The sequence below is a fragment of the Pantoea endophytica genome (assembly GCF_002858935.1).
Taxonomy (GTDB): Bacteria; Pseudomonadota; Gammaproteobacteria; order Enterobacterales; family Enterobacteriaceae; genus Pantoea; species Pantoea leporis.
The window spans coordinates 36,561-52,769 of sequence record NZ_PJRT01000028.1; the positions used below are offsets into that span (position 1 = coordinate 36,561).

Annotated in this window: 17 protein-coding genes and 1 other RNA gene; 10 read left to right on the plus strand and 8 right to left on the minus strand. The window is 53.2% G+C overall.

The genetic code is table 11. The features are described 5' to 3' along the window. Nucleotides 1-3 precede the first annotated feature (3 nt). Together ssrA and smpB are read right to left on the minus strand one after the other, a co-directional pair. Nucleotides 4-366: a transfer-messenger RNA gene (ssrA, locus tag PZBJ_RS16950) on the minus strand. Nucleotides 367-410: 44 nt separating this feature from the next. After that, nucleotides 411-893 (minus strand): SsrA-binding protein SmpB, encoded by a 483-nt coding sequence (gene smpB / locus PZBJ_RS16955; protein WP_007886141.1) that lies wholly within the window; start codon nucleotides 891-893, stop codon nucleotides 411-413. Nucleotides 894-1,052: 159 nt separating this feature from the next. Between smpB and PZBJ_RS16960 the strand changes: the two genes are divergently transcribed. Both PZBJ_RS16960 and PZBJ_RS16965 read left to right on the plus strand, forming a co-directional pair. Then, nucleotides 1,053-1,487: a type II toxin-antitoxin system RatA family toxin gene (locus tag PZBJ_RS16960; protein WP_008101549.1), complete on the plus strand. Its 435-nt coding sequence runs from the start codon at nucleotides 1,053-1,055 to the stop codon at nucleotides 1,485-1,487. Beyond that, complete coding sequence (locus tag PZBJ_RS16965) at nucleotides 1,480-1,770, plus strand: RnfH family protein (RefSeq protein WP_101763448.1); 291 nt, start codon at nucleotides 1,480-1,482, stop codon at nucleotides 1,768-1,770. The genes PZBJ_RS16960 and PZBJ_RS16965 overlap by 8 nt, the downstream gene beginning before the upstream one ends. Nucleotides 1,771-1,824: 54 nt before the next feature. Here PZBJ_RS16965 and bamE read toward each other — a convergent pair whose 3' ends face one another. The 3 genes from bamE to nadK form a co-directional block, all read right to left on the minus strand. Next, nucleotides 1,825-2,172 (minus strand): outer membrane protein assembly factor BamE, encoded by a 348-nt coding sequence (bamE, locus tag PZBJ_RS16970; protein ID WP_101763449.1) that lies wholly within the window; start codon nucleotides 2,170-2,172, stop codon nucleotides 1,825-1,827. A gap of 187 nt (nucleotides 2,173-2,359) precedes the next feature. Next, on the minus strand, nucleotides 2,360-4,021 hold the full coding sequence (recN, locus tag PZBJ_RS16975; RefSeq protein WP_101763450.1) for a DNA repair protein RecN: 1,662 nt from the start codon (nucleotides 4,019-4,021) through the stop codon (nucleotides 2,360-2,362). Between the two features lie 85 nt (nucleotides 4,022-4,106). After that, nucleotides 4,107-4,985: an NAD(+) kinase gene (gene nadK / locus PZBJ_RS16980; RefSeq protein ID WP_061718023.1), complete on the minus strand. Its 879-nt coding sequence runs from the start codon at nucleotides 4,983-4,985 to the stop codon at nucleotides 4,107-4,109. 122 nt (nucleotides 4,986-5,107) lie between these two features. Here nadK and grpE point away from each other — a divergent pair, with 122 nt between their 5' ends. After that, nucleotides 5,108-5,686 carry a nucleotide exchange factor GrpE gene (gene grpE, locus PZBJ_RS16990; protein WP_101763451.1) on the plus strand — a complete coding sequence of 193 codons (579 nt, stop codon included), beginning with the start codon at nucleotides 5,108-5,110 and terminating at the stop codon, nucleotides 5,684-5,686. Nucleotides 5,687-5,732: 46 nt separating this feature from the next. On the opposite strand, the gene ung is transcribed toward grpE, so the two are convergent. Continuing rightward, a complete protein-coding gene (gene ung, locus PZBJ_RS16995; RefSeq protein ID WP_101763452.1) occupies nucleotides 5,733-6,410 on the minus strand; it encodes a uracil-DNA glycosylase in 678 nt (225 codons plus the stop codon). 265 nt (nucleotides 6,411-6,675) lie between these two features. Between ung and grcA the strand changes: the two genes are divergently transcribed. Then, nucleotides 6,676-7,059 (plus strand): autonomous glycyl radical cofactor GrcA, encoded by a 384-nt coding sequence (grcA, locus tag PZBJ_RS17000; protein ID WP_008101535.1) that lies wholly within the window; start codon nucleotides 6,676-6,678, stop codon nucleotides 7,057-7,059. Nucleotides 7,060-7,245: 186 nt separating this feature from the next. Here the strand turns inward: grcA and srmB are convergent, their stop codons facing one another. Next, complete coding sequence (gene srmB, locus PZBJ_RS17005; RefSeq protein ID WP_101763453.1) at nucleotides 7,246-8,574, minus strand: ATP-dependent RNA helicase SrmB; 1,329 nt, start codon at nucleotides 8,572-8,574, stop codon at nucleotides 7,246-7,248. Nucleotides 8,575-8,715: 141 nt separating this feature from the next. On the opposite strand from srmB, the gene trmN reads away from it, so the two are divergent. Next, nucleotides 8,716-9,465 (plus strand): tRNA(1)(Val) (adenine(37)-N(6))-methyltransferase TrmN, encoded by a 750-nt coding sequence (trmN, locus tag PZBJ_RS17010; RefSeq protein WP_101763454.1) that lies wholly within the window; start codon nucleotides 8,716-8,718, stop codon nucleotides 9,463-9,465. Here the strand turns inward: trmN and nadB are convergent. Next, the gene (nadB, locus tag PZBJ_RS17015; RefSeq protein ID WP_101763455.1) at nucleotides 9,431-11,068 is read right to left on the minus strand and encodes an L-aspartate oxidase; all 1,638 of its coding nucleotides are present in this window, start codon (nucleotides 11,066-11,068) and stop codon (nucleotides 9,431-9,433) included. The genes trmN and nadB overlap by 35 nt on opposite strands. 440 nt (nucleotides 11,069-11,508) lie before the next feature. On the opposite strand from nadB, the gene rpoE reads away from it, so the two are divergent. The 5 genes from rpoE (at nucleotide 11,509) to lepA (ending at nucleotide 16,206) form a co-directional block, all read left to right on the plus strand. After that, nucleotides 11,509-12,087: an RNA polymerase sigma factor RpoE gene (gene rpoE / locus PZBJ_RS17020; protein ID WP_007886161.1), complete on the plus strand. Its 579-nt coding sequence runs from the start codon at nucleotides 11,509-11,511 to the stop codon at nucleotides 12,085-12,087. Between the two features lie 27 nt (nucleotides 12,088-12,114). Continuing rightward, the gene (rseA, locus tag PZBJ_RS17025; protein WP_101763456.1) at nucleotides 12,115-12,771 is read left to right on the plus strand and encodes an anti-sigma-E factor RseA; all 657 of its coding nucleotides are present in this window, start codon (nucleotides 12,115-12,117) and stop codon (nucleotides 12,769-12,771) included. After that, the gene (gene rseB, locus PZBJ_RS17030) at nucleotides 12,771-13,727 is read left to right on the plus strand and encodes a sigma-E factor regulatory protein RseB (RefSeq protein ID WP_101763457.1); all 957 of its coding nucleotides are present in this window, start codon (nucleotides 12,771-12,773) and stop codon (nucleotides 13,725-13,727) included. Before rseA ends, rseB begins: the two co-directional genes overlap by 1 nt. Beyond that, nucleotides 13,724-14,188 (plus strand): SoxR-reducing system protein RseC, encoded by a 465-nt coding sequence (rseC, locus tag PZBJ_RS17035; RefSeq protein WP_061718009.1) that lies wholly within the window; start codon nucleotides 13,724-13,726, stop codon nucleotides 14,186-14,188. The genes rseB and rseC overlap by 4 nt, the downstream gene beginning before the upstream one ends. Before the next feature lie 218 nt (nucleotides 14,189-14,406). Continuing rightward, entirely contained in the window at nucleotides 14,407-16,206 is a 1,800-nt protein-coding gene (gene lepA, locus PZBJ_RS17040; RefSeq protein ID WP_101763458.1) for a translation elongation factor 4, read from the plus strand. Nucleotides 16,207-16,209: the final 3 nt, after the last annotated feature.

Here is a 16,209-nt window from a genome sequence, read left to right on the forward strand (position 1 = left end):
TTTTGGTGGAGCTGGCGGGAGTTGAACCCGCGTCCGAAATTACTACACCGTCGGCACTACATGCTTAGTCAGTCTTTACATTCGCCGGCCAGCTGCGGACAGACACGCCACTGACAAACTAGCCTGATTAGATTTAGTGCTTCAACCCCAGGCAAGGCATCCACACGATCTCTTTTGGGTTTGACCTCTCTTGATCCCCGTCTTAAGAGCGGAAGCTAGGGAGAGAGGGCTTCAAAGCAGGTTATTAAGCTGCTAAAGCGTAGTTTTCGTCGTTTGCGACTATTTTTTTGCGGCTTTTTACGAGGCAAACCGCCCCTCGGCATGCTCCTAAGGCTTCACAATCCCGTCGAGTCCAGAATCAGCCCCAAGAAATTTCAATACTACAGACAAGCGACGCCAAAATCCAGCGCTTAACGCTTTGAATTCTTCATAATGCGCGCTTTGTCCATCTTCCATTCGCGCTCTTTCACGTCGTCACGCTTGTCGTGCTCTTTCTTACCGCGCGCCACACCGATTTTCAGTTTGGCCCAGGCATTTTTCCAGTACATCGACAGCGCAACCACGGTAAAACCTTCGCGGTTGACGCGACCGTACAGCGAATCGAGTTCACGTTGTTTCAGCAGCAGCTTGCGGCTTCGCGTGGGATCACACACCACATGCGTTGAAGCAACCGCTAGCGGCTGGAAAGTAGAGCCGAACAGGTAAGCTTCACCATCGCGCAAAAGAATGTAGCTATCGCTGATGTTAGCCTTACCGGCACGGAGTGATTTGACTTCCCATCCTTGCAACGACATACCCGCCTCGAACTCTTCTTCAATGAAGTATTCATGACGTGCGCGTTTATTGAGGGCAATAGTGGCTGAACCGGGTTTGTTAACTTTTTTCTTTGTCATAGTGCGGCGTAGTCTACATCACTCAGTCTATGGGCGCATCCCCTGTCCTGCAGGGCGGTAAAAAACACTCCATTTTAGCACAGCAAGCAAAGCCGTGAATTTTTGTTTGGTGACTGAAAATGGTATTATTCAATGGTTTTGTGATGAACAGGAACCATTATGGCCCAGATTAGTCGTTCAGCGCTGGTCCCTTATAGCGCTGAACAGATGTACCGTCTTGTGAATGACGTGGATGCTTATCCTCAGTTTCTGCCGGGCTGCACCGGCAGTCGGGTGCTGGATAACAGCGGAGATCAAATGACCGCGGCCGTTGATGTCTCGAAAGCGGGCATCAGTAAAACTTTCACTACGCGCAACACGCTGATCAGCAACCAAAGCATATTGATGCAGTTGGTTGATGGCCCGTTTCGTAAATTGACCGGCGGCTGGCATTTCACTTCATTAGGTGATGATGCCTGCAAGGTTGAGTTGAACCTCGATTTTGAGTTCACCAATATGCTGGTAGAAATGGCGTTCGGCCGCATCTTTAAAGAGCTGGCAAATAGCATGGTGCAGGCGTTCAGTCAGCGCGCAAAAGAGGTTTATCGTGCCTGATATCAGCGTTGAAGTGGTTTACGCACTGCCAGACAAGCAGTATATGCGTGCCGTAACGCTTGAAAAAGGCGCAACCGTTGAGCAAGCGATCAAGGCTTCGGGGTTGCTGTCACTGCGTAAAGATATTGACCTGAACTCGAATAAGGTTGGGATTTATAGCCGCCCGGTAAAATTGGGTGATGCCGTCCAGGATGGTGATCGCATTGAGATCTATCGTCCGCTGATTGCCGACCCGAAAGAGTTACGGCGTCAACGCGCAGAGCGGTCAGCTGAGAAGAAATAGTCGGAATGTAAAAACGAAAAAAGGCGCTTAAGCGCCTTTTTTATTGCCGTTCACTTAGCCTTCTTTGCCTGAGAGCTTCGGCTTATTGTCGATGTTAGTCAGCGTTCCGTTGCTGTCAAAGGTCAGCGTCAGCGTTTGCTGTTTCACACCTTCATGGCCTGGTTCCTGGCGGAACACGTAATACCAAACGTTGCTGCCAAACGGATCGCGCATCATCGGCGTACCGAGCGTGTAGGCAACCTGCTGCTGCGTCATGCCATTGTGGATCTTCGACACATCGTTGGCGACCAGGTAATTCCCCTGATTGATATCCGGACGATACACAACGCGCTCAAGGGTGGAACATCCAGCGGTCATCATCAACATTACTACTGCCGCGGCAGTCAGCGTTTTACAGCGCATCTATACATTCCTTTTCTGGGGCCAAACGCCTTTCAGCAGGCTATTTTTTTGCCATCAAATTCTGAACTCTGCCTGCGGCAGGCTTTATTACTCAGACGACATAACTGCCGATGATAATAAACCTTTTCGCTATTTGAAACCTCTACAGAGCAAGCATATGACCACCAGCCGGGAAAAAAGTGCGGTATCAGGCGGCTAAAAGTTCTTTAGCGTTGGCCAGCGTGTTGCGCGTCACCTCGCTGCCGCCCAGCAAACGCGCTAACTCTTGCAGACGCGCGCGTTTATCCAGCGGCTGCATATGCGTTTCTGTCATCGCACCATCGGTCTCTTTGCTGACGTAAAAGTGCTGATGACCGCAGCCGGCAACCTGCGGCAGGTGCGTGACACACATAACCTGTGTTGACTCGCCCAACTGACGCAGCATTTGGCCGACAACAGCGGCGGTTGGGCCGCTGATGCCAACATCTACTTCATCGAAGATCATTGCCGGTGTTTCCATTTTCTGTGCGGTAATCACCTGAATCGCCAGAGCGATACGCGACAGCTCACCGCCGGAAGCCACTTTGCCCAGCGGCTGGAGCGGCTGGCCTGGGTTCGTCGTAACGCGGAAATCAATGCGCGTTGCGCCATCTGCGGTGAGTTGATCGGCATTGAACTCCAGCACAATGGCAAACTGGCCGTGCGGCATTGCCAGCGTGCGCATGCTTTGCGTAATCAGCTGGCTCAATTCTTGAGCGGAATGCTCACGCAGTTGATGCAGATTTTCAGCGCTGACTAACGCGGCTTTGTGGTGAGCGACAACTTCAGACTGCAAAGTTTCCTGATCGCTCTCTTGCTGCGAAAGCAGTTCCGCTTCATCCAGCAACTGCTGATAAAGCACCGGCAAGGTTTCAGGTGCGACATGGTGCTTACGTGCCAATGCAATCTGCCGTGACAGACGTTGCTCCAGCTCATGCAGGCGATTGGGATCGAGATCCAGACGTTCGCAGTAGTGACGCAGTTCATCGCTGGCTTCACTGAGTTGAATCGCGGCTTCCTCCAGCAGATTGAACACGCCGCTGACTTTATTATCCAGCGTCACCAGTTCGCCCAGCATGTGACGAGCGCTATAAAGAAGGCTCTGCAGGTTGGTGTCATCCCCATCGGCGAGAATTTGCAGCGCTTGCTGGCTAGTGGACAGCAACTGGCCGCTGTTCGCCAGGCGTTTATACTCTTCATCAATCTGTTCAAATTCGCCCAGCTGCGGGGCAAATTCATTGAGTTCTTTCAACTGATACTGCAGTAGCTCGCGACGGGATTCACGCTCTTGCGAAAGCTGCTGATGCTGTGCCAGCGCGCGGCAACTCTGATGCCAGCGCTGATAGTGATGGCGCATTTCAGACAGCAAATCATCGTGGGCTGCATACGCATCCAGCAGATGTTTTTGGTGATCGGATTTGAGCAGCAACTGGTGAGCATGCTGGCCGTGAATCTGAATCAGCAACTGGCCCAGTTCACGCAACTGCGACAGCGGCACCGATGTGCCGTTGATAAAGCCACGCGAACGACCATCCGCGCTAATCACACGCCGCAGCAGACACTCATTGCCTTCATCCAGCTGATTCTCCACCAGCCAGCGTTGTGCGGAAGGCGAAGCTTTGAGCTGGAAGCGGGCGCAGATATCAGCGCGGCTGGCACCCTGACGCACCATATCTGCTTCAGCGCGACCGCCCAGACACAGGCCCAGCGCATCGATGGCGATAGATTTACCTGCGCCGGTTTCACCCGTGATTGCCGTCATACCACGATGAAAGTCGATCTCCAGTTCACGAACGATAGCAAAGTTACTGATGGTCAGTTGTGCCAGCATAGAATCACCTGTATGTAAAAACAGATATGGTTTTACATACAGTATATCCTGGTTTTTTATACAGTAAAGTAGTCAGCGCTGATTTTCAGAACAATTTTTTTGACCAGCCCAACTTTGAACTTAAAGTATTAAAATAGTTGTAATTTTTAGGATGGATAAGATTGAGATGATTGGCGCTACGGCGGATCAGGACATCTTCACCTTCCTGAATTGGCAAGGCAATCTGGCTGTCGCAACTGATCTCGAGATCGCTGCGCAGGGAAGAAAAACGCAGGCGGATGGTGCTGCTGCTGTTGATTACCAGCGGACGCGCAGAAAGCGTGTGCGGGAACATGGGCACCAGCGTAATCGCATCCAGCGACGGCGTCAGAATAGGGCCGCCCGCCGAAAGCGAATAGGCGGTGGAGCCGGTCGGTGTGGAGATAATCAAACCATCGGAACGCTGTGAAAAGGCAAACACCTCATCAATATAGACTTCGAATTCAATCATATGCGCAACTTTACCGGGATGCAGCACCACTTCATTAATGGCGCTACCAATGCGCGGCGAGCACGCTTCTTTGCACACCTGCGCCTCCAGCAAGAAGCGGCTCTCGACGAAGTAATCGCCCTGCAGCACATCGTCCAGCTGCTGTTGCGCATTGTCCGGATCGAGATCGGTGAGAAAACCGAGGTTGCCACGGTTGATGCCAATCACTTTGATGTCATAGCGCGCCAGCACACGGGCAGCACCAAGCATGTTGCCATCGCCACCAACCACCACAGCTAAATCAGCGCGTTGACCAATATCCGCAAGGCTGCCGGTTTGGGCATTTTTCAAATCCAGTTCGCGCGCAATCTGCTGCTCGACAATCACCTCATAACCCTTTGCCGTTAGCCAGCGCCAGAGCATTTCATGGGTGGTTAACGCAGTAGGATGGCGCGGATGGCCGACAATCCCGATGCAGTTAAAGTGTTTGTTCATTTAGCGCGAGTTCCTTATAAGCCAAAACGGCCAGGCAATGTGATGGGTTTACTTGAAACCGTCAAACTGATCCCCATAATAAGCCAACCAGCGAGATGAATGTGCAAAACGCGGAGAAATTCATGAGTAGTAAAGAACAGAACACCCCAAACGAGCAAGTCTCAGACGAAATTCAACAGGATCAGCAGCACGTGGACGCAGAGACAACCGCTGAGGTGGATCCGCGTGATGAGCGTATCGCGCAACTGGAAGCCGAGTTAGCCGTGTCGCAAACCGGCGTGCGTGATGCACAGCTGCGTGCGCAGGCGGAGATCGAAAATATTCGTCGCCGTACTGAAATGGACGTGGAAAAGGCGCATAAATTTGCGCTGGAGAAATTTGCCAACGAACTGCTGCCCGTGATTGATAGCCTGGAGCGCGCGCTGGAAGTGGCAGACAAAGAGAACGCTGAACTGGCTTCGATGATCGAAGGTATCGAGCTGACGCTGAAGTCGCTGCTGGGTGCGGTGCGTAAGTTTGGCGTGGAAGTGGTGGGCGAAACCAATGTGCCATTCAATCCAGAGATCCATCAGGCGATGTCGATGATGGAATCAGAAGATATGGCGCCAAATCACGTGCTGATGGTGATGCAGCGCGGTTACACCCTCAATGGTCGCCTGCTGCGTCCGGCGATGGTGGCAGTGACCAAAGCCAAAGGCTAATCTGTCGCTGTAATAACAACGGCCGCTTAATGCGGCCGTTTGTTTATTAAGGCAACACCGGCATCCAGTCAATCGGTGACTGGCCCGATTGACTGAGCAGCGCGTTTGCCTGCGAGAAGTGTTTACTGCCAAAAAAGCCACGATGCGCGGAGAGCGGAGAAGGGTGCGGCGCTTTCAATACATGATGACGCTGCGTATCAATGATGCTGCCTTTCTTCTGCGCATGCGAACCCCACAGCAAGAAAATTACCCCTTCGCGATGCTGATTGATGGCGCTGATGACGTTATCGGTAAAGGTTTCCCAGCCAAAGCGCGCGTGCGAATGCGCCTTACTGGCTTCCACCGTTAACACGGTGTTCAACAGCAACACGCCTTGTGTTGCCCAGCTTTCAAGAAAACCGTGCGTAGGACGCACAAAGCCGGGCATATCCTCCTCAAGCTCTTTATACATATTCAGTAATGACGGCGGGATCGCCACGCCGGGCAGCACAGAGAATGCCAGACCATGCGCCTGATTCGGGCCGTGGTAGGGATCCTGCCCCAAAATCACCACTTTGATATCGCCCAGTTCGGTCAGCCGAAAGGCATTAAACACATCCTTCTGCGGCGGATACACCGTTACGCCGGCAGCGCGTTCATTGGCCACCGCTTTCAGCGTTTCCACGAAGTAAGGTTTCTCTTTCTCTTCAGCCAGCACGTCGTGCCAGGTCAGCTTCTCAGCCATCGTTGACTCCCTGCAAAATAGTGCGCCTAGCTTAACGTGTCGGACTCAACAGCAGAAGGGTAAAAATAATTTGAATATTTACGTAAAATTTTAATTAGCGAAGTTGTTATGAATCAATTTGTTAGGTTTTCAGCGTGTAATCGTGACTGGACGAAATTGATACAGGTCAAAACGGCGCTTTTCCTGCAGTGATATACCACAGCATTCCAAAACCTTATGAACCTCGCTGCCCAGTTGCGACAGCGTAAAGCCCTGGAGACCTACTATGATCACCGGTATTCAAATTACTCAGGCAAATAATCCACAGCTGTTGAACTCATTCTGGCTGCTGGACGATGATAAAGCCGAAGCGCGCTGCCTGTGCGCCAAAGGGGATTTCGCAGAAGATCAGGTTGTTGCTATCAGCGATCTCGGCGAAATCGCTTACCGTGAAATTCCACTTGAGCAGAAACCGCAGGTGCGCATCGAAGGTGGTCAGCACCTGAACGTTAACGTGCTGCGCCGCGAAACGCTGGAAGATGCCGTCAATCATCCGGAAAAATATCCGCAGTTGACCATTCGCGTATCTGGCTATGCCGTGCGCTTTAACGCGCTGACGCCAGAGCAGCAGCGTGACGTGATTACACGTACATTCACCGAAAGCCTGTAATTGCAGCACTGACGAAAAGACACACAGCAATACAAGCCGCGCCAATGTTGATTGGCGCGGCTTTTTTTATCTGGCGAGTTTAAAAGAACGGTTCTTCAGGGCGGATGATAGCGAAAGCGCGTTTTCGCTACGCTTAAAACAAAAAAATCGCCTCAAAAGAGGCGATTAATTACAGCGAGTGCTGTTTTATTCCGCACCAGACTTTGGTGCATCGCTACCGCTTGGTTTGCGGCGTTTACCCACATTTTTGGTATCGCGATGACGTTGCTTGACGCGCGGTTTCTCTTGTTCTTTCTCTTTACGCTCTTGACGCTTCGCAAGTGCTTTTTTCGACGGTTTTCCCGTCACTTTAGCACTTGGCGCACGGCTTTCTGGACGCAGCTCATCAATCACACGCGCTTTTAACGGCTCGTTGATGTAACGGGTGATTTTGCCCAGCAGCACGTGATCGTGCGCTTCAACCAGCGAGATCGCGGTACCTTTACGGCCCGCACGCGCGGTGCGGCCGATGCGGTGCAGATAGGTATCTGCGGTGCGCGGCAAATCGTAGTTAATCACGTGCGAGATATCGTCGATGTCGATACCGCGCGCAGCAACGTCGGTGGCAATCATCACCTTCACGCGGCCATCATTCATACGCTTGATGGCTTCGTTACGGTTGACCTGCACCATTTCGCCTTCGAGATAGCTGGTGCGGATGCCGGCTTCATGAAGCCAGGTAACCAGCTCATGCAGGCGCTCACGTTTGCGCACAAATACAATGACGCGCGTGGCATCTGGCTGTTTCAACAGGTGAATCAGCAGCTTATTCTTATGCTCTAAATTATCGGCGCGGTAATACCATTGCTGGATTTTTTTGCGTTCGCTTTTGCTTGGGTCGGCCTCAATAAACACAGGCTCGTTGAGCAAACGCTCGGCGAAGTCTTTGATGTGATCACCTTCCAGCGTCGCCGAGAACAGCAGCGTCTGTTTGCGCCAGCGGGTTTCTGCGGCGATGGTCTCGATGTCCTGCGCAAAGCCCATATCGAGCATGCGGTCAGCTTCATCGAGAATCAGCGTTTCTACGGCGCGGCAGTCAAAGTTCTCTTCTTTGATGTACTGCAGCAAACGGCCGGTGGTCGCGACGACAATGTCCTGGTTTTCACTGAACACTTCGGCATGGTTCATATACGCCACGCCCCCGGTGATGGTGGCGATATCCAGATGCGTGTGTTTAGCCAGCTCGCGCGCGTGATCGGCAACCTGCATCGCCAGTTCGCGCGTTGGGGTGATGATCAGAATGCGTGGTGGGCCTGATTTCTTGCGCGGGAAATCGAGCAAATGCTGTAAAGCGGGCAGCAAAAACGCTGCAGTTTTCCCCGTCCCGGTTGGAGCCGAACCCAGAACGTCACGGCCTTCCAGCGCGGCAGGAATGGTCTCGGCCTGAATAACAGTAGGGCGAGTGAAGCCTTTTTCCTGCAAAGCTTGTAGCAGGCTTTCGTCGAGTTCGAGTTCGGAGAATGTGGTTACGGTCATGGTCTACCTCAGTTTGGGGCGCTGATTATAGACAGAACGAATATAATCTTCATCTGTTTGTGTAGGTATTACCGGCGCAGGTGAATTCCCATCGCCACCACGTTACACTTCCGGCAGTAAAAAATTCAATGGTAGTGAAGTATGTCTCAGGACCAGCCGCACGCGCGGCCGACGTTAAGAAAAGACGGTTTTACCTTTAAGCAATTTTTCGTGGCGCACGATCGCTGTGCGATGAAAGTCGGCACCGATGGCGTGTTAATCGGGGCCTGGGCGCCAGTAGCCGGCGCGCGTCGCATCCTCGATATTGGCTGCGGCAGTGGCTTGATTGCGCTGATGCTGGCGCAACGTACGCCCAATTCGGTAGAGATTGATGCCGTCGAACTGGAAGCCAGCGCAGCGCAGCAGGCGCAGGAAAATATGCAGGCTTCGCCGTGGGCGGATCGCATCCACGTCCACCATCAGGATATTGTCACCTGGAGCGAACAGTGTGAAAAACGCTTTTCGCTCATCGTCAGTAATCCGCCTTTTTTTGCGCCCGGTATGGCAACCGGCAGTGTCGCGCGCGATACCGCACGCAGCACCGCCACGCTCGACCATCTGACGCTGCTGCGTTGTGCCGCCCAGTTGATTGAAGAAGAAGGGCTATTTTGCGTGGTGCTGCCGGCTGAAGCTGGCGAAGCATTGATTTCACTGGCGCTGGCGGATGGCTGGCATTTGCGTTATCGCTACGATGTCGCCGCCTATGCGCAGCGCCCGCCGAATCGCGTGGTGTTAGGTTTTTCTCCCTCCGCCGGCGAAACCTTGCTGGAACGTCTCGCCATTCGTGATGAAGATAAAAGCTATTCAGCCGACTGGCTCAGCCTGGTGAAAGACTTTTACCTGTTCCGCTAGCTTCGGGCTGCAGGATGGTCGGTAACGCTTCATCCAGCAGATCGGGATTGTCGAGGGTAAAGTGTAACCCTCGGCTCTCCTTGCGCTCCAGCGCACAGCGCACCATCAGTTCGGCGACCTGCACCAGATTGCGCAGCTCAAGAAGATTGTTAGAGAGGCGGAAGTGCGCGTAGTACTCGTCAATCTCCTGTTGCAGCAAATTAATGCGCCGCAGTGCGCGCTCCAGACGCTTGGTAGTACGCACAATTCCCATGTAATCCCACATGAATAATCGCAGTTCATGCCAGTTATGCTGGATTACTACGCGCTCATCGGCATCATCAACGCGGCTTTCATCCCACGCGGGCAGATGTTCTACCGCCGCGATGTCCGGCAAGCGGGCGATCATATCTTCAGCAGCAGACCAACCGTAAACCAGGCACTCGAGCAGGGAGTTGGACGCCATGCGGTTTGCGCCATGTAAGCCGGTGTAACTCACTTCGCCAATCGCATACAGTCCGTCAACATCTGTACGGCCTTGCTGATCGACCATCACGCCGCCGCAAGTGTAATGCGCGGCTGGCACAATCGGAATCGGCTGTTTAGTAAGATCGAGGCCAAAGGTCAGCAATTTTTCGTAAATCATCGGGAAGTGCGCGCGCACAAAGCTTTCCGGCTGGTGGCTAATGTCGAGATACATGCAATCGACGCCCAGCCGTTTCATCTCATGGTCAATGGCGCGCGCCACAATATCGCGCGGTGCCAGCTCGGCACGCTCATCAAAGTCAGGCATAAAGCGAGTGCCGTCAGGACGCAACAGCCAGGCACCTTCACCGCGCAGCGCTTCAGTCAGCAGGAAGTTTTGCGCTTGTGGGTGGAATAAACAGGTGGGATGGAATTGATTAAATTCGAGGTTCGCTACGCGGCAACCGGCGCGCCACGCCATGGCAATGCCATCGCCAGAGGCCACGTCCGGATTGGTGGTGTACTGATAGACTTTTGCTGCGCCGCCGGTGGCTAACACCACGGCGCGCGCGCGGCAGGTTTCCACCTGTTCACGTTTACGGTTCCAGATCCACGCGCCAACTACGCGGCGCTTGCCGGGCAGGCCAAGCTTATCGGAAAGGATCAAATCCACCGCATTGGTGCGTTCAATAATTCGGATGTTAGGATGGCTCAGCGCCTGGCTTACCAGCGTGGTTTCCACCGCGCGGCCAGTGGCATCGGCGCTATGCAGAATGCGGCGATGGCTGTGCCCACCTTCGCGCGTGAGGTGGTAACGCGCTTCACCCTCAGCCTGCGGCTCTTTATCGAAGGCAACGCCGTTATCAATCAGCCACTGCACGCAGTGACGCGCGTTGCTGGCGATAAAGCTCACCGTATCGCGGTCGCACAAGCCGGCACCCGCAACCAGCGTGTCTTCAACGTGTGATTCGATGCTGTCCGTTTCATCAAACACCGCCGCAATCCCGCCCTGCGCATACAGCGTTGAGCCCTCATTCACCTGCGCTTTACTCAGCACGGTAACCTGATAATGCGGCGCTAAGCGCAGCGCTAACGATAAACCTGCCGCACCGCTGCCGACGATGAGGACATCACACTGATATTCCGGGAGAGAAGTCATGATGTTTAATTTACTAAACAAAAGGTGGCTTGAGCATAAGCCGTGATGGGGGTGCTGTGAAGTATTTTGAACCAACTGCGCGGAAAAATTATTCAGCGGGTAGAGATAGTAGCGTGAATTCAGTGAGTTAACTCTGAAATTGAGCACAATGTGTTTTTTATATCAAACACTCTGAAAATTCAGGGAATAAAGGTGAAAATGACGGCGTCATAAGGTACTCTGCCAGCGATTATCGGTGCCGCAAAAGACACCACCAGCGTGGCAAGTCGCTACACTGAAAGACAATCAACAACAATGATGTCGTGGTTCCGATACGGAAAATTCTGGTCGTAGTGAACTTCGGGCCAAAGGGCCACTCTAAGCGCATGCTTGCTCAGAACAATGAGATGTGCTGGCAGTTCACTTACGCATAAAAAAGTTTTGGGGAGATATTACCTCGGATGAGCGAGCAGTTAACGGATCAGGTTCTCGTTGAGCGGGTTCAGAAGGGAGATCAAAAGTCCTTTAATTTACTGGTGATTCGATACCAGCATAAAGTGGCGAGCCTGGTTTCACGCTATGTTCCGTCAGGCGATGTGCCTGATGTGGTTCAGGAATCTTTTATTAAAGCGTATCGCGCACTGGAATCGTTCCGTGGCGACAGCGCCTTTTATACATGGCTGTACCGCATCGCGGTAAACACAGCGAAAAATTATCTGGTTGCTCAGGGGCGACGTCCGCCATCCAGTGATGTGGATGCTATCGATGCGGAAAATTTCGAAAGTGCGGGTGCACTGAAAGAAATTTCGAACCCTGAGAACTTAATGTTGTCTGAAGAACTGAAACAAATCGTCTTTCGTACCATTGAGGCGCTTCCCGAAGATCTTCGTATGGCCATTACCCTCAGGGAATTGGATGGTCTGAGTTACGAAGAAATTGCCGTCATCATGGATTGCCCGGTCGGTACCGTACGTTCGCGTATCTTCCGTGCACGAGAGGCTATTGATAATAAAGTTCAACCGCTTATCCAACGTCAGTGATAACGGCTACTGGAAGGGTACCAAGGCATGCAGAAAGAAAAACTTTCCGCTTTAATGGATGGTGAAACTTTAGATAACGAGCTGTTGGCATCGTTGTCGAAGGATGCGGATCTTCAGCACAGCTGGGAAAGCTACCATCTCATTCGCGACACCTTACGCGGTGATATCGGAGAAGTGCTGCATTTTGATATCTCCGCACGTGTGGCGGCGGCCATCGAAAACGAGCCGGCACGCAAAGTCACTTCGCTGATCCCTGAAGCGCAGCCTGAACCGTCACGCTACGAGAAGATGCCGTTTTGGCGTCGTGGTGGCAGCTGGGCGGCACAGCTGACGCAAGTTGGTGTGGCTGCGTGCGTCTCACTGGCGGTGATTGTCGGTGTTCAGCACTACAACAGCTCTCCAACCGGCAGCGCGACTGAAGCGTCTGATTCACCGGCATTCAATACCTTGCCGATGATGGGTAAAGCGTCGCCGGTCAGCTTAGGCGTGCCTTCTGAAGCCTTCGACACCAACAGCTCTAATCAGCAGGTGCAGGAACAGCGTCGTCGCGTGAATGCCATGCTGCAGGATTATGAACTGCAACGTCGTCTGCATGCCGATCAGGTTCAGTTTGAGAAAAACGATCCGCAACAGGCTCAGGCTAATGTTCCTGGAAATCAGTCGTTAGGAACTCAGCAGCAGTAATGAAGCAGCTTTGGTGTGCCGTTAGCCTGCTGGCAGGCAGCCTGTTTTGCTCATCTATCGCCTCGGCGCAGACCTCTGCGTCCGGGGCGTTGTTGGAACAGATGGAGCAGGCAAGCCAGAACCTCAACTACGAATTTGCCTACATCAATGTCTCGCGTCTCGGCATTGAATCTCTGCGTTATCGTCACGCGGTTATCGACAATCGTATCTTCGCCCAACTGTTGCAGATGGACGGACCGCGCCGTGAAGTGATTCAGCGCGGAAACGACATCAGCTATTTCGAGCCGGGATTAGATCCCTTCTCGCTGCCGGGCAATCACATCATCGATGCGTTACCTGGTTTGATGTTCGCCGACTTCTCCCGTTTGGGTGAGGCCTACGATTTCATTCCGGTGGGCCGTTCGCGCATGGCCGATCAGATGTGCGAAGTGGTGCGCATCGTGTCACGCGATGGCACACGCTACAGCTATGTCGTGTGGCTGGATGTGGACACTAAATTGCCGCTGCGTATCGATCTGCTTGATCGGGACGGTGAAACGCTGGAACAGTTCCGCGTCATCAGCTTTGCCGTCGATGAAGGCGTACGCAATCTGATGCAAGGGCTGGAGAAGGCCAACTTGCCGCCATCGCTGTCGTTACCGGCCGGTGACAAAGTGGAACTCAGCTGGCAGCCAAGCTGGCTTCCGGCGGGCATGAAACTGATCTCACAAAGTCGCCGCGATATCCCGTCGATGAACAAAACTGTCGAATCGCGCCTGTACAGCGATGGCCTGTTTAGCTTTGCCATTAATGTTACGCCAGCAGATAAAAGCAGCAGCGTGCAGGCATTGCGCACTGGACGTCGCACGGTGCAGACAGAAGTGCGCAATAATAACGAAATCACGGTGGTGGGCGAGTTACCGCCAGCCACTGCCAAACGTATTGCGGACAGCATAGATTCGGGTTCACCAAAATGATGAAAGAATGGGCCACCGTGGTGGCGTGGAAAGAAGGCATTGCCACTCTGCACACGGAAGCGAAAACGTCTTGTAACAGCTGCTCGGCGCGTAAAGGCTGCGGCAGCCATGCGCTTAATCAGCTGGGGCCGAAAAATGCCCACGTGATGACTATCGCCAGCGCGGAGCCGTTGCAACCCGGCCAGCGCATTGAGTTAGGCATCCGCGAAAGCAGCCTGCTGGGCTCTGCCTTGCTGGTTTACATGACGCCGCTGTTTGGCCTGTTTTTAGTGGCTGGCATCTTCCAGATGCTGTTCGCCAGCGATCTGGCTGCGGCCTGTGGCGCGCTGTTGGGCGGCATTGGCGGCTTTATCGTGGCGAAAGGGGTATCCAAACTCTTCGGCGATCGCGAGGCTTTCCAGCCGGTGATTCTCAGCGTTGCGTTACCGCCTGATGCGTTGCGCGTGGAAAGCGAAGCTTGATCCCCGTCCAGGCCGCGTTTGATGCGGCCTTTCCCAATCAGCTTAACCGCTGAAATCTGTTGCGATTCCCCACAGTTCCATTCTTTAACGCGCGGCGTTAACAGTGTAATATGCGTCGTCATTAATGAGGCCGACAGGGTTCCGGGTTAAGCTCACTTTCCTGAATGTGTTCGTGCTCAAGTTTCCCACTGATTTTCTACGTGAAGATATTCATATAAATGAAGCACATACGAAATTTCTCCATCATCGCTCACATTGACCACGGCAAATCAACGCTCTCTGACCGTTTGATTCAAATTTGTGGTGGCCTGAGCGATCGTGAGATGGCGGCGCAGGTTCTGGATTCCATGGATCTGGAACGCGAGCGCGGCATTACCATTAAAGCGCAGAGCGTGACGCTCGATTACAAAGCGCAGGACGGTGAAACTTACCAGCTCAATTTTATCGATACTCCCGGTCACGTTGACTTCTCCTATGAAGTTTCCCGCTCGCTGGCGGCGTGTGAAGGAGCATTGCTGGTGGTCGATGCAGGGCAGGGCGTTGAAGCTCAGACGCTGGCAAACTGCTACACCGCAATGGAAATGGATCTGGAAGTGGTACCGGTGCTGAACAAAATCGACCTGCCTGCCGCCGATCCAGAACGTGTAGCGGAAGAGATTGAAGATATCGTCGGCATTGACGCCACCGATGCGGTGCGTTGCTCGGCGAAAACCGGCGTGGGCGTACCCGACGTGCTGGAACGGCTGGTGCGTGACATCCCGCCGCCAGAAGGCGATCCGGAAGGCCCGCTGCAGGCGCTGATCATCGATTCCTGGTTCGATAACTACCTTGGCGTGGTATCGCTGATTCGTATTAAGAACGGCACGCTGCGTAAAGGTGACAAAGTTAAAGTCATGAGCTCCGGTCAAAGCTACAACGCTGACCGTCTCGGCATCTTCACGCCGAAGCGTGTTGATCGCAACGAGCTGAACTGCGGTGAAGTAGGCTGGCTGGTGTGTGCGATTAAAGACATCCTCGGCGCACCGGTGGGCGATACGCTAACCCTGCAGCGCAATCCGGCGGAGAAAGTGTTGCCTGGCTTCAAGAAAGTGAAGCCACAGGTTTACGCCGGTCTGTTCCCAATCAGTTCTGACGACTATGAAGCGTTCCGTGATGCGCTGGGCAAATTGAGCCTGAACGATGCGTCACTGTTCTACGAGCCAGAGAGCTCAACGGCGCTGGGCTTCGGTTTCCGCATAGGCTTCCTTGGTCTGCTGCACATGGAGATCATTCAGGAACGTCTGGAGCGTGAATACGATCTGGATCTGATCACCACTGCACCAACCGTAGTGTATGAAGTGGAAACCACCGACGGTGAAACTATCTATGTTGATAGCCCGTCGAAGCTGCCACCGCTGAATAATATTGCCGAGCTGCGCGAGCCTATTGCTGAGTGTCACATGCTGCTGCCGCAGGAGTTCCTCGGCAACGTCATTACGCTGTGTATCGAAAAACGTGGCGTGCAAACCAACATGGTTTACCACGGCAAGCAGGTTGCGCTGACGTATGAGATTCCGATGGCGGAAGTGGTTCTTGACTTCTTCGACCGTCTGAAATCAACCTCGCGCGGTTATGCTTCGCTGGATTACAACTTCAAACGTTTCCAGACCTCTGACATGGTGCGTGTCGACGTGATGATTAACTCAGAACGTGTTGATGCGCTGGCGCTGATTACTCACCGTGATAACTCACAATATCGTGGCCGCGACCTGGTGGAGAAGATGAAAGATCTGATCCCACGTCAGCAGTTCGATATTGCGATTCAGGCGGCAATCGGCAACCACATTATCGCTCGCTCAACGGTAAAACAGCTGCGTAAAAACGTCCTGGCGAAATGCTATGGCGGTGACGTGAGCCGTAAGAAGAAACTGTTGCAGAAGCAGAAAGACGGTAAGAAGCGAATGAAGCAGGTCGGCAACGTTGAGCTGCCGCAGGAAGCATTCCTTGCCATTCTGCATGTCGGTAAAGACAGCAAATAAGGA

Bases quoted from the DNA above. Each gene is read 5' to 3' on its own strand.
- smpB (WP_007886141.1), bottom strand. From the start codon at position 893: ATGACAAAGAAAAAAGTTAACAAACCCGGTTCAGCCACTATTGCCCTC.
- PZBJ_RS16960 (WP_008101549.1), top strand. From the start codon at position 1,053: ATGGCCCAGATTAGTCGTTCAGCGCTGGTCCCTTATAGCGCTGAACAG.
- bamE (WP_101763449.1), bottom strand. From the start codon at position 2,172: ATGCGCTGTAAAACGCTGACTGCCGCGGCAGTAGTAATGTTGATGATG.
- recN (WP_101763450.1), bottom strand. From the start codon at position 4,021: ATGCTGGCACAACTGACCATCAGTAACTTTGCTATCGTTCGTGAACTG.
- nadK (WP_061718023.1), bottom strand. From the start codon at position 4,985: ATGAACAAACACTTTAACTGCATCGGGATTGTCGGCCATCCGCGCCAT.
- grpE (WP_101763451.1), top strand. From the start codon at position 5,108: ATGAGTAGTAAAGAACAGAACACCCCAAACGAGCAAGTCTCAGACGAA.
- ung (WP_101763452.1), bottom strand. From the start codon at position 6,410: ATGGCTGAGAAGCTGACCTGGCACGACGTGCTGGCTGAAGAGAAAGAG.
- grcA (WP_008101535.1), top strand. From the start codon at position 6,676: ATGATCACCGGTATTCAAATTACTCAGGCAAATAATCCACAGCTGTTG.
- srmB (WP_101763453.1), bottom strand. From the start codon at position 8,574: ATGACCGTAACCACATTCTCCGAACTCGAACTCGACGAAAGCCTGCTA.
- trmN (WP_101763454.1), top strand. From the start codon at position 8,716: ATGTCTCAGGACCAGCCGCACGCGCGGCCGACGTTAAGAAAAGACGGT.
- nadB (WP_101763455.1), bottom strand. From the start codon at position 11,068: ATGACTTCTCTCCCGGAATATCAGTGTGATGTCCTCATCGTCGGCAGC.
- rpoE (WP_007886161.1), top strand. From the start codon at position 11,509: ATGAGCGAGCAGTTAACGGATCAGGTTCTCGTTGAGCGGGTTCAGAAG.
- rseA (WP_101763456.1), top strand. From the start codon at position 12,115: ATGCAGAAAGAAAAACTTTCCGCTTTAATGGATGGTGAAACTTTAGAT.
- rseB (WP_101763457.1), top strand. From the start codon at position 12,771: ATGAAGCAGCTTTGGTGTGCCGTTAGCCTGCTGGCAGGCAGCCTGTTT.
- rseC (WP_061718009.1), top strand. From the start codon at position 13,724: ATGATGAAAGAATGGGCCACCGTGGTGGCGTGGAAAGAAGGCATTGCC.
- lepA (WP_101763458.1), top strand. From the start codon at position 14,407: ATGAAGCACATACGAAATTTCTCCATCATCGCTCACATTGACCACGGC.